At 32.1% G+C, this 12,944-nt stretch carries 8 protein-coding genes and 1 pseudogene; 1 reads left to right on the top strand and 8 read right to left on the bottom strand.

Annotation, left to right across the window (positions count from 1 at the left end; all coding sequences use genetic code 11):
* Positions 1-59: 59 nt before the first annotated feature.
* The 6 genes and pseudogenes from AC1DCY_RS03190 to AC1DCY_RS03215 all read right to left on the bottom strand — a co-directional run bounded on the left by AC1DCY_RS03190 (position 60) and on the right by AC1DCY_RS03215 (position 8,502).
* The gene (locus AC1DCY_RS03190; RefSeq protein ID WP_477347386.1) at positions 60-1,193 is read right to left on the bottom strand and encodes a DUF4261 domain-containing protein; all 1,134 of its coding nucleotides are present in this window, start codon (positions 1,191-1,193) and stop codon (positions 60-62) included.
* 304 nt (positions 1,194-1,497) lie between these two features.
* Entirely contained in the window at positions 1,498-1,944 is a 447-nt protein-coding gene (locus AC1DCY_RS03195; RefSeq protein WP_477347388.1) for a YfmQ family protein, read from the bottom strand.
* Between the two features lie 173 nt (positions 1,945-2,117).
* Positions 2,118-3,548 carry a MocR-like pyridoxine biosynthesis transcription factor PdxR gene (gene pdxR / locus AC1DCY_RS03200; RefSeq protein ID WP_477347390.1) on the bottom strand — a complete coding sequence of 477 codons (1,431 nt, stop codon included), beginning with the start codon at positions 3,546-3,548 and terminating at the stop codon, positions 2,118-2,120.
* Between the two features lie 1,258 nt (positions 3,549-4,806).
* Positions 4,807-6,783 carry an AAA family ATPase gene (locus tag AC1DCY_RS03205; protein ID WP_477347392.1) on the bottom strand — a complete coding sequence of 659 codons (1,977 nt, stop codon included), beginning with the start codon at positions 6,781-6,783 and terminating at the stop codon, positions 4,807-4,809.
* 9 nt (positions 6,784-6,792) lie between these two features.
* Entirely contained in the window at positions 6,793-7,281 is a 489-nt protein-coding gene (locus AC1DCY_RS03210) for an ABC-three component system middle component 4 (protein WP_477347394.1), read from the bottom strand.
* Positions 7,271-8,502: pseudogene (locus tag AC1DCY_RS03215) on the bottom strand (ABC-three component system protein). Before AC1DCY_RS03215 ends, AC1DCY_RS03210 begins: the two are co-directional and overlap by 11 nt.
* 381 nt (positions 8,503-8,883) lie before the next feature.
* On the opposite strand from AC1DCY_RS03215, the gene AC1DCY_RS03220 reads away from it, so the two are divergent.
* Complete coding sequence (locus AC1DCY_RS03220) at positions 8,884-10,497, top strand: P-loop NTPase family protein (protein WP_477347395.1); 1,614 nt, start codon at positions 8,884-8,886, stop codon at positions 10,495-10,497.
* Between the two features lie 344 nt (positions 10,498-10,841).
* Here the strand turns inward: AC1DCY_RS03220 and AC1DCY_RS03225 are convergent, their stop codons facing one another.
* Together AC1DCY_RS03225 and AC1DCY_RS03230 are read right to left on the bottom strand one after the other, a co-directional pair.
* Positions 10,842-11,633 (bottom strand): putative hydro-lyase, encoded by a 792-nt coding sequence (locus tag AC1DCY_RS03225; protein WP_477347396.1) that lies wholly within the window; start codon positions 11,631-11,633, stop codon positions 10,842-10,844.
* A 65-nt stretch (positions 11,634-11,698) separates the two neighbouring features.
* On the bottom strand, positions 11,699-12,916 hold the full coding sequence (locus AC1DCY_RS03230; protein WP_477347436.1) for an NRAMP family divalent metal transporter: 1,218 nt from the start codon (positions 12,914-12,916) through the stop codon (positions 11,699-11,701).
* Between the last annotated feature and the right edge of the window lie 28 nt (positions 12,917-12,944).

The raw sequence follows: 12,944 nt of genomic DNA on the forward strand, positions 1-12,944 counted from the left end.
GTATTATTGTTTATGCAGCATAAAAAAGACACCTGCTACGGTGTCTTTTGGGCATGAGACTAGTATTTGATTTTAAGAGTATCCCCATCGACATAAACTCCCTCGGAACGGGAAATTGGCAGCTTTTGCTCTGCTGAGAAGCCGATCGTTTCTCCATCCCTTAAAGTGACATTCTCTTCTACAATATATCCGGAAATAGTAATCAAAAAATCACGCAGCTCGGCAGGAGATGCTTGGCTGTCCAGGATTTCAATTTCATCCTTGCCAAAGGCCTTTAGCCCATAGGTATATCCATCTACCCCGTTTTCCGTTCCGACCAGGCCGAAATAAACCAGATTCAGTAAAGGAAACATGTCGTCATTCTTCATGACTTCTGCCATATCCTGAAAAAGTTCAGGCTGAAATACGGTGCCACATGTATAGATCCCTATTGCGTTAGGAAGCTTTAGACAACTGGCCGCCAGCTTGGTGTATAGCCTGCCGCTGTCCAGCGGGGAGCCGGAACGGGTAAATACAGCCAGGATGATTTGAGCTACATGCGTTTGAGTAACCTCCACGGCTTCTTTCCACATGTAGTTTCCCTGTGCATAATGCTCAGCCTCACCATCTGGTATGGGAGCATCCACAAAACTTACCGCTAACATGCAGTCGTCCACTTCAAAGACCATGGTTCCTTCATTTGATTCTTCGGCGTTTTCCTCATCCTCATCCTCTACCGATGAGCAGGAAATGTTCCAATCATTCAAAAGGTTGACTTTTATCTGATCAATATCACATTCTGCAGAATTAAGTAGCACGAACCCGTTAAAAATACCAGATCCATTGTCTTGCGTTTCCGTCTCGTCCCCCATGGATTGGGTAGCTTCATATGCTGCAGCCTGCTGCATCCAGTATTCTCGGATTAATTCTACCATCTTTACAGCTTCTTGCTCTGCAGTCGAAGGGTCATAGGGTTGCATCTCGCTGAATATATGACCACAATGCTCAGTGTCAGACGGGTCCTCATAGCCTCCACATACAGCCAGGAGCCATTTTCCGAGCATTGCTTTTTTATACTTGAATATGTAGTAGTGCATATCATGTAAATCAAATTCTCCTGCAATTTCTATTTTGCTGGGTTGTTTCCCGAGTTCACGTTCATCTGCAAGCCAGTCAATCATGGATTGCATCGCTGCTTGTTGTTGAGCTGTCATTAATTTCTCTCCTTCGCAAATGTATTATTCTACCATTATTATACCAGCTTTCAGGGAAAGAAATAGTGAAGCAAGAATTATTCCTCTTATGGTAGATTACTCCTATTTCTATTATAGGAAGTCGTTTATCAAGTATTGAGTGCTGTGATGAGTAGCAATATTATCTCGATTTTTTGGTCATAAAAAAATCCTCTATTCAATTGAATTGAAAAAATAATGTCGGTACTATATTCACTTAATTTTCAGGGTAATAAAAAAGGGATTCTACGTCAGTGACTGAATCCCTAATTTTCGAAACCTTTTTTCAATGGTTTGTATTTGTAGTTAAAATGGAGAAATTTTGTAGATATTCAGAACTAACACTATATGAAACAACCTTCTCCTGGCACTTCTTGACTACATCAACGTGGTTGTCGTAACTAAAAACAAAGAAATCAACCTCTTTTTTGCCTCTTTTTACGTTCATGACAAATGGAGTAACATTAGTCTCTGGCTGTAAAAATAATTTTTCATTCCCTGGAAATATATAGTGCTTTTTTAAAAAGGAAGCTTTATTAAAATAATCTGTAAATCTAATTTTTTCTTCCTCCTCCAAATTATTCCCATTAAATGTTACCGTAACATCTTTTGAATCAAGCTTTTTATGAAGTTCAAATTTACTTACTCCCCATGCCACAGCTACACTGGGAGGGCTCATTAATAATTTAATAATAGATCCAATCACTAGCGTAATAATCATACCCGTTGTCATATCATATCAACTCTTTCAGTAGGCTATATCGATGATTTATCATCCACCTCTCCATGATAAGGGATTTATATTTTTTATAACCATCCAATTCGATACTTTTTTGACCATCCATTTATCTAAGGGATAAATGTTTTAAAACATCCATTCTTACACATTTTTAGTCATCCAATTGGCTATAAACTATTCAGAGCTTCTGCAAACCTTTTGATTCCTTCATCTATTGAATCTTCATCTTCCTTGGCGAAAGTAAAACGAACAAAACCATTTTTGGATCCCAGTGTAGAACCAGGTACATAAATGACGCCTCTCTTAATGGATTCTTCATGCAATTGGATTTCATTATAATTTTTAAGTATTTTACACCATATATGAATACCACCCTGAGGAATAGAATACTCCACCAGATCTTTTAAATAAGTATCAAGGCTTTTTATAATTTTATCTCTCCTTTTTTCTAATTCCTTAATTAAACTTTTTATATGAATATGAAAATTTTCTGATTCTAAAAAATCATTCGCTATCCATTGTGTATAGCTAGAATGACCGAAGTCGATTTGTTGTTTCGCATCGGATAATCTTTCAATCACCGATGTTGGGCCAATAATCCACCCTATTCGTAATCCTGATGCAACAATTTTGGACAAAGAACTAATGTATAAGACGTTGCCATTCCTATCCATTGATTTAAGGGTAGAGATTTTTTCTCCTGAAAAAGCTGTTAAACTATAAGGATCATCTTCTACTACTGGAATTCCAAGCTTTGAGGATATGTCTAAAATCGCTTCTTTTTTCTTTTTATTCAATAAGGAGCCCGTTGGATTCTGAAAATACGGATTTAAAAAAATCATTTTAATTCGGTGTTTTTTATATAATGTCAGCAAATCCTCTGGGTTCATTCCATCCTTATCGACTGGTAGATAATGTACTTGTATACCTACCGATTTAAAAATTGGAAGATTATAATTGTAAGAAGGATCTTCTATTGCTATTGCATCTCCAGGCTTTAACAAACATTGTACAACTAAATGTAATGCTTGTTGCGCTCCTGATGTTATAAGTATTGAAGAAGGATTAGTTTCGATTCCCCGACATTTTTTTACGTGTTTTGTAATGGTATTTCTAAGGATTTCATTCCCCTGTGGATGATCGTATCCTAGGCTTCCAATAAAAGAACGTGTTGACGTTATCTCGTTTAAAAAGCTTTTTGGGAAAAGTTCTTCTGACAATTCACCGGAAGCTAAATTTATTAATTTATGTTCAACAGCTTCTTTTCTTATTTTTTGCGATAAAGGTTGACTAGGTAAAAAAGAACCCGCCTCAATATACCTATTCCAGCTAGGAATCCGTTTTTTTGTCATACCCCATATATCTTTACTAATGGTAGTACCACTTCCTCTATTTCTTTCAATTAACCCAATCGATTCTAATTCGTCATATGCATGAACAACAGTACTTCTGTTTAAATTTAAAGCACTAGCTAAATATCTCTCTGATGGCAATGGTTTATCAGGTGGAAATGTACCATCTGCAATTCCCTTTTCAATATATTCTGCGAGTTGTTTATAGATAGCTTTTTTCGCTTTTCTATCAGGTTTCCAATCCAACTATACTCACCTCATTAGTTCCTTCAAACTTGCTTACATCTTGTCTTCTTCTTTTAGCAATGTTATTCAAGGTAAAAAATTATATATTAATATTATATCAATTGTATTTAACCATCCACTTCATTGTCATTTTAGCCATCCACTTAAAAAATCAATCCTCATTTTCTATTTTATAACCAATGTTACAATGAGCGTGACGTCCGGAATCGGCTTTGTGCTTAGGCCAGCACGATGCAGGTCAGTTAGCCTATGTGAACTCCTTTCCTATTCCGTGCCGGAGACTTTAGGCCAACATGATGTGGGTCACTCAATCGTTGACGCAGGACGTGGCGTTCTTAGATTAAGTTCCTCTATTTAGCGAGTGTTTGGACACCCGCTGAAAGGTAGCTTAGCATTCATCTCACCACCTATAGAGGTGGGAAACTTCTGTAGCTTACGTTACAAAAGAGATTTGCTGAAAGAAGTTAAATAATCTCGTTTTTCTTCATGCTTTCTAACCTGAAATAATGGTTGTTCATTTTACTTCAAATATCCCCTTCTTTTTGGACAAAGAAAAAGCACCTCCACATACAATCCAAAAGTACAGAATCTCGACTGACCGAGTACTGTAAAACTGAATTATAAGCGAAAATGCTTATTTCTCTAGGTATAACGTTATGATTGCACCTCCCAAGAGGGAATGAAGCATTTGCCTGAAACCTTGGTATTGCTAGGTTTCACTTAGGTTTATTTAAATCTATTTTTTTATGTTATTTCTTTGGAACAATTAGCTTAACAATTATTGAATTTCTGAGATAACTGAAGCTAAGCAAAATTACTTAGCCCAAAAAATCAGGGCCTTCCTTTTCTATAGAGACTTAAATATCGCCTGATCCCCTTTGTAGAAATCGAAAATTTAATTAGATCTTTCAATAATGAATCTGCTTAGCTGCTGGTCTTTAATCAGTAGCTTTTTTACTGCTTCCTTTACCGAGTAAAAAATCAAAGTTGCTATTAAAGGATTGCAGCAAAGACTTACAACCCTTGAAATCAAGGGTTTCTGTCACTAATCTTCGGTAATGTACTTTCTTTGCCGAAATACTCGTAAATTGAAAACATTTCTTTCACTTCATAAAAACATTATTATTCAGCTAATCAATCTATAACTACAATAAAATACATATTAAAAAACAATAAAGAGCAAGGTAGATTGAATGTAGTGAGAACCCCAAAAAGGATCGTATAAAAAATGTGTATATGATTTGTTTAGAGCTACTTCTTATGCATTATTTATAAACCCTTTTTCATAACCATGTTTATTTTTTGAACTAAAACGTTTAATAATATAGGCACTATAATCAACTATTAAGTCTTCCGGAAAATCATTATCTACAATAATTATTTGATGTTCTTTACCTATTAGTCTCGCTTCAGCTGATAATGAATTTAAATATTCATAAATTCTTTTATATTTCGTAGGGTCATCTAGCGCTTCTTCATTATTTGTAATATCTGTTTCTTCTTGATTTATCTCACCCTCAATACTAGTCTTCCCTATATATTTCCCAATTGTATCAATCATTAATAAGGATGGAAACTGTGTATTAGAATAAAAACTATTTTTTAGTAGTGCAAACAGATATCCAATCGAAACTAAAGTCCTTAAACCTCCTGAGGTTAGTTTAATGTAATCTCTATCTCTTACAACGGGTAGGAAAGTTTTTTCACTTATTCTAATTCCATAAGGGTTTTTTATAGGAATAAAATTTAGAAACTCAGAGAGATTTTGTGAAATGTTTGCTAGTACACCATTTACAGAAGGCGCATTCGCCTTTAATTCAATTAATTCATCTTTTAATTCCTTTATATTACTGTTCGTTTGATTAATAGACTCAATAATTTTTTCAATTTGATTTCTTAGTTTTAATAGGTATTTAATCCTATCTATTTTTTCAAAAATGGAATTCTTCATTGAAAATAACAAATCTCTTTGAGAAAGATATGGAGAAATATATTCATTTACTTTAAAATCTAATAATTTTTTATTCTTGTCTAAATTATGATTTTTTTCATGTGATTCATTATCTATTGTTTCAATTTCAAATCTAGTTAATTCAATTAAATTTTGAAGCTCTTTTATTTTATTTCGTAAACTATTTAATTCAATTTTTAAAGTTTCATTATCATAATTTTCCAATCTATGTTCACTAAATTTTAATTCCATTAAGCTGTTACATAACGGACAATTACTAGTACGATTAAAATTTTTGGATATACTTTTCTTAACATCTAAAGACAATTTAAATTTTTCATAGTTTATCTCATATTCTTTTTTCAATTTGGTATATTGTTCTAATTGATTTAATAGAACGTTACGTTTTTGAATTAACTTATTTATCTCTACCTCTTCGCTATGTACTTCTACTCTTAAAGCACCCTCAAATTCAGTATCTGACTGCATCATAATATTAATTTGATTTAACTTTTCTTCTAATTCTTTAATTTCTAACTCATGAATATTTTTATCACTAATTAATTTTTCTTTGGTATCAATTTGTGTTTCTCTAAAAAACTTGTTTAATGTTTCATACTCTTTTTCCAAACTTAGTTTTTCATTTGTTAATTTGGATATTTGATTTTCTATTTCGGTTATCTGAGAATCTAATACATTATGTATAAATTTAAACGTTTCTTTATTTTTTACTGCTACAGGAAAGTTTTTCGCATCTAATATACTTTTACTACCAACATCATCTTGATCTAGATAACAATATTTAAAAATGTCTCTAAAGCTCAATCTGTGCAAGTTTGAACTATCTTTACTAGGGGACTGTTTAATGTTTATTAATGGAATATTTAATGCCGTTAATAAAAAATTTGAAAAGTATCCCGCTGGTCCTTCAGTACTAAAACTGGAACTATATTCTTTTGGAAAAACTGAATCCATTTCATCTAAACTACTTTGATATACTTCAATATAGCTTTGTGGTGAAAATATATCTCTTTTAATTGTATAAATTTCATTTTTCAACTTTAACTCTAATAGTACGAATTTACCATGTGTTTCAATTTCTTGATATAAATCAATTTCACTTCCACCTAATGCATAATCTATTAAATTTAATATACTTGATTTACCAGTATCAGAATCTCCATAAATTATATTTATTCCATTTTTAAAAATTACTTCATAATTTTTATCTCTACCAACTAGAACTAACTTTTTTAATTGTAATATAGGTGATTGAATGGACATTATTACACCTCACTGTTTCAATAGATTTTTCAGTTCGCTTATATTTTTACTTTTAATTTTATCAAGTTTATCAGTTAATTCATTTAATCTTTCAAATTTACTATTCTCAAAACCTAGTACAAATTCTTTACCGATTTCTGTAATAGAATAATAGACTTTTTTATCAATAATTTCATAATCGATATATTTATTAACTAATATGTTCAATAGGCTTCTATATTCTTTATCCATTGTTAAAAAATTCAAATAAGAATAATTTTCTATAGTATCTTTCTCTGAAAATTTCAATTGTAGTTCTATATTATAAAACTCTAAAATCTCTTTAAATATTTTAGGGTTTGCAATTAAGAAATCAAAAATCATAATCTTTTCAAGAATTAAAACTTTTTTACCTTTTGATGTAAATGAATTTTTATTTAAAATAATCATTAATCTCAATAACCTATAATGAAAATCAAATTCTGGTTCCATAAAGTAATAATTCTTTTTAGGCTCCATCTTTAAATCTCGCCTTTCTAAATTCCTCAACAGTCTTTATATTATTGTTCTTAGCCCACCATATATCTTGATCATATTTATTTGCTAATTGATTCAACATCCCAGTTTTTCTAGCCGCATCTATTAAATCGCTTGATACTTTTAAAGACTTATCATTTTCTAAAATTATCATTTCATACAATGAAGAGACCAATTGATTGCTAGATTCCAGCAAACCAGACGTATATTTAACAAAATAAATATTATATAAATTCTCCAATTTTACATATAAAAATTCTAAATCTTCCTTAGAGTATCCATTTTTCAAAAGTGCTTTCACAATATATTCGCTTCAAAAAAATATTTTTTAGAATCCAAAACTAACTTATTATGCACATCCGCAATTAATAATTTCATTACAAACAGCTCATCATCTAACTGACCATTATCTTCAAACTTTACATATTTCAAATCTTGTTCTCTAACATAGTTTGTAAGCTGCATACAAATATTTTTACAAACCATTGAATCTGTATCATTTGGTTTGACTATATTAAAATGATCGTTTTCACAACCTACTTTAATAATTTTATCACTTTGATAGGCAACTGCACTTTTCTCATTAACAACGTCATCATAGAATCCATAATAATAAATTGTATTTGGAATAGTACTTTTTAAATTTATCCAATCTTGAGTAATTTCATCTAAAATATCACTTAACGGTGCTAGGTCTTCAATCTGTGGATTGTTAAGTTTAAGTTTCTTTCCAATAGTTGCCCATTCAGAACCTTTGTGAGGCACAGATAAAGATAAAAATAGTTTTACTTTGCAAGACTCTTCTCTAAGTTCGTTAATTATATATTTTTTAGTAATCAGTCCTCCCATACTATGTGCAATTATTATGATATTTTTATATTCACTACAATATGTTTCGATTGAAGATTTCATGAAATCACTAAGTCTTTTTATATCTAAATTCTTTTTAGTAGCTGTTGTTTTTTTCAAGAAAATCTTAATTAAACTTTTTGCTTGTTGAACTTTTTCAAGTGCAATAAACTTTGTATAATACTCAAAATTCGCAATATCAAAATTAGCTTTAACTGCTTCATTTTTTAATAACAACTCTTGAAATGAAAGTTCATTTTCATTTACCCATGTGCCTGATCCCCCAGTAAAACCATGAACCATTAATATTAAATTTTCATTATTTTTTTTTTGAGCAAAAGTAATCGGTATCATAATACACCTCCGTACAAATTATGTAATTATTATACTATATTTCGCTCACTATTCAAATTAATCCTAAAGACTTATGACATTACCAAATATTATAGGTGGAATGGGTTGATTGGTGGGATGGGTTGATTGGTGAGTTAGGTGTACTTTCTCTTAGGTAAGATTAAGAAAAGCGTGAGGACTTCGGCCAAATTTGACACTAGTGGATAAATTCTCAGTTTCCAAGGGAATTGAGAGTAAATACTTAAAATCCAAATGCCTCTTACTACCATTGAAAGTTTTATATTTATTTTTCACAACCAACAATTATTAGCTCTATTTTGCATTAAAGGATTTAAATAACAATGACTGTGATTTACAATATAAGATAAGGAGGCGATATAAATGATAAAAAAAATTGGGATAGTAGGACGTGCGCGTGTAGGCAAGAGTCTTTTATGTTCGAGATTTTGTGAAGACTCAAACTTAATCAAAAATCATTTTGCAGCAGATGGTGGAGATTTCACTAAAGTAAATGTCCAATATGTAATAAATAAAGAACTATCAAAAGAACAGCAATCTATAAGATTCATTAGTCCGAATTCTTCGTTAAACGGTATTCGTTATCCTTTAACTGAAGATGGTCTTAATAAATTTGAAGAGCAAATCTTCAAAAACAATACTTATTCAAAACAAATTGAAGACAAAGCTGGTCAACGAAAAGATTTAGATCCAAAGAATGATATTATTGAGATTCATACAAGACCTAGTGAATTAGTTTTAAATATTATGGGAATAAAGTTAAACGGTTTAATTATTACTGATACACCAGGTGTATCAGGAAATGTCGAAGGCTTAGAAAATATTAACGATGCAGATTTATATGTATTTATGATGCGTTCCGATAACCTTTCTGAATATGAAAAATCAGTGAAAAAAATGGAGCCTATTATTGGTGGGGCACGAGTTTTATTTATTTATAACATTCGTGATGAAATATCAGATGAAACTGATTATAAAGAAACACTTGAGACTACCTTTAAAGCTATGAAAGACTTTGAAGAAAAACTTGCTATTCTAAGGTCAAACTCGATCATTGAAAATAGTATTGAATTACTAAATCCTCTCAACTCTGTTATACCTATGGGGAATTTTCATAAAAAAAGAATTAATTTCGCAGAATTCACGTTTAATCATGAACTAGCACAAAAACTAAAATCTATGTTAGAGGTTCCTTTGTATAAGCAGGAAGAAAATATTTTAAATGCAGAATTACATAATTGTATAAACAATAAAAATACTATTATTGAATTCACAAAAAATGTAATTGATGCGATTCCTTTAGACATTAGTAAAGGGGTAAACACATATAAAGAAAAATTTTTAAAAATTGAACTTCATGATAGAGTAATGTCGAGAGATAATTATCGAATCAGAGATGCTGTTAATTCCAATAAAGGGGCACTTCTCACAAAAATTCATGAATACTTTGATAAATTAAAAGTAAATGTTGATTATACTGATATGATTCCGAAACATCTACAAGAAATCATAATAAAATATATATATAGTAGATTAACCTTATCAGTAAAAAAAGATTGCGGCATATCTTTAGGGCATCATTTTGAATCGAATCCACCTACTACTATGTGGGCTCAAGAAGCTATTCTTGCTCAAGAGCTATTAGGAGCTAATGCAACAAATAATTCTATACTATACACTTCTGTATTTAAAAATAATGGTATTTCCTCATCTTCCTGGAACAGTGTAAGATTGATTAATTCTTCTCATGAAGAACATGGAGATTTTTGTAATGAGAAATTAAAAATTATTGTAAAAGCAGAGTTAGATTCCTTAGAATCAAACAATATTAAGGAGTTAGTATTTAATTCATATAACTTATCGTTATTCTTAGTCGGGAAATTAGCAATATTTAATTTTTTCGTTGAATCTTTAGAGATTGAAGTAGATTTAATAGACTTTATTGGTGATACTATAACCCTGTCATCTACATTTTAATAACCTATCATTTAAACAAAGGCCCCTTCCCATAAATCGGGTCTTTGTTTCATACATAAGGAGAAATATTTATGAATATAATATTAAATGGTATTTCTAAAAAAGTTATTTGTACAAACGATGAAAACAATGAACTATACAACTATTTTTATGATTCGAGTGTTAATAACCCCTTTCTAACATTTAACAACTAAAAAAACTATTACTATTGATTATGATTCTCGGAGATATACTTATTTACCAAATGTCCATAGATATACTTATAATTATTTAAGAAATTGGTTTCGTCCCAACCTCTTAACACTTACTAATGAAGAAAATAAATAGATGTCTTCGAACATACCTTAAAGTATGCTCAAGCTTGTTTCCTTTATATCAGTGATTAGCATATGACCCGCTGCATGAGTAATTATAATAGAAGGTTTACTTTCCATTGCTACTGCCTGAGGGGTTACGCCACAAGCCCAAAATACTGGTATTTCCCCCGGCTTAATGGACACGGCATCACCGAAATCTGGTTTTGAAATATCCGTAATACCTATTTGTTCTGGACTACCAATATGAATTGGTGCACCGTGTACATTTGGAAAACGCGAAGTAATTTGGATTGCACGAATCGCATCCTCTGCTGTCATAGGGCGCATACTGACAACAGTTGGTCCTTCAAACATACCTGCTTTTTCACACGCTATATTTGTTTTATACATTGGCACATTACAGTTTTCTTGAATATGTCTTATTGGAATACCTGCTTCAAGAAGAGGTGTTTCAAATGTAAAGCTACACCCTATTAAAAAACCTACCATATCCTCTTCCCAATAATCTGTAATATCTAATACTTCTTCAGTTAAAATACCATCCCGATAAATACGATATTTCGGAATGTCCTTGCGAATATCTGCATTTTTAGCAATCTTTGAAGGTATAAATGAGCCAGGTTCTGTCACGTCTAATAACGGGCATGGCTTTGGATTTCGCTGACAAAAGAGTAGAAAGTCAAAGGCATGCTCCTTCTTCAATATCACTAAATTTGCTTGTGTAAACCCAATTGACATGCCAGAAGTTGGTCCAGAAATTTCTTGATTGCGAATAAGTTTACGGATTTCATTCGGCTCTAAAGCACTATATGTTGTCATCATCAATTCACTCCTTATAAATTAACCATCCATGAAAAGATGCTCATGGATGGTTGGTTGTTAGATTAACTAAAAATTTTTGGAACTTGTTCAATGAATGTAATAATGCTGAGATATCCCATAAGAACAACTACAATTGCTCCAGTTACAGTTAACCAACGTGGATGCTTATATGTACCAACAATATCTTTTTTGTGTGCAGCAACTAATATAATGCCAAGTGATAATGGTAAAATCAGTGCATTTAATGCACCTACCAAAATTAACACATTAACAGGCTTTCCAACCAAGGAAAAAGTTGTTGTTGAAATGACGATAAATGCTATAATCACCCAATTATGATATTTCTCAATGTTAGGGTGGAATGAACGAATAAATGAAACGGATGTATAAGCTGCACCTACAACAGAAGTAATCGCTGCAGCCCACATAATCATACCAAACATACGATAACCAATATTACCCGCAGCTAGTTGGAAAACAGATGCAGGTGGATTGGCAGGATCAATGACTAAACCTTTTGAAACAACACCAAGAACCGCTAAAAATAATGCAATACGCATTACGCCAGTAATCAAAATCCCTGTCACAGAGCTTTTTGTTACTTCTGGCAAGGATTCTTGTCCTTTGATGCCAGCGTCCAAAAGGCGGTGACCACCAGCAAAAGTAATGTAACCTCCAACTGATCCACCAACTAAAGTTACAATCGCAAACCAGCTAATTTCTTTAGGCCAAACAGTGTTCACAATCGCTTCTCCTACAGGTGGTGAAGTTTTAAAAGCAACGAATAGCATGAGTAGAATCATGACACCGCCAGCAATTTGCGCAACCTTGTCCATTGCCTTCCCTGCTTCTTTATAGATAAATATAAAAATAGCAAAAAGTGCACTTACAATGGCACCCATAATTGGATCTACGCCAAGCATTGCATTTAACCCTAATCCAGCTCCAGCAACGTTACCAATATTGAATGCTAAACCACCTATAACAATCATAATTGCAAGGAGAACACCTAAGCCAGGTAACACCTTATTGGCAATTTCTTGCCCTCGCAAGCCAGAAACAGCAATGATTCGCCAAACGTTTACCTGTGCGACAATGTCTAGGATTAATGAAATTAAAATTACAAATCCAAAGCTAGCCGCTAATTGCTGTGTAAATACTGTCGTTTGTGTTAAAAACCCTGGTCCGATAGATGAGGTAGCCATTAAAAAGGCTGCTCCTATTAACACACTTTTACTTGCTGTTTTCTTAACAAATTTACCTTTTTTCTCTTGCTCAATTACTGCTTCACTAACTTCCGTTATTTTT

The sequence above is a fragment of the Lysinibacillus sp. 10T31 genome (genome assembly GCF_056394365.1).

Bases quoted from the DNA above. Each gene is read 5' to 3' on its own strand.
- AC1DCY_RS03190 (WP_477347386.1), bottom strand. From the start codon at position 1,193: ATGACAGCTCAACAACAAGCAGCGATGCAATCCATGATTGACTGGCTT.
- AC1DCY_RS03195 (WP_477347388.1), bottom strand. From the start codon at position 1,944: ATGACAACGGGTATGATTATTACGCTAGTGATTGGATCTATTATTAAA.
- AC1DCY_RS03205 (WP_477347392.1), bottom strand. From the start codon at position 6,783: ATGTCCATTCAATCACCTATATTACAATTAAAAAAGTTAGTTCTAGTT.
- AC1DCY_RS03210 (WP_477347394.1), bottom strand. From the start codon at position 7,281: ATGGAGCCTAAAAAGAATTATTACTTTATGGAACCAGAATTTGATTTT.
- AC1DCY_RS03220 (WP_477347395.1), top strand. From the start codon at position 8,884: ATGATAAAAAAAATTGGGATAGTAGGACGTGCGCGTGTAGGCAAGAGT.
- AC1DCY_RS03225 (WP_477347396.1), bottom strand. From the start codon at position 11,633: ATGACAACATATAGTGCTTTAGAGCCGAATGAAATCCGTAAACTTATT.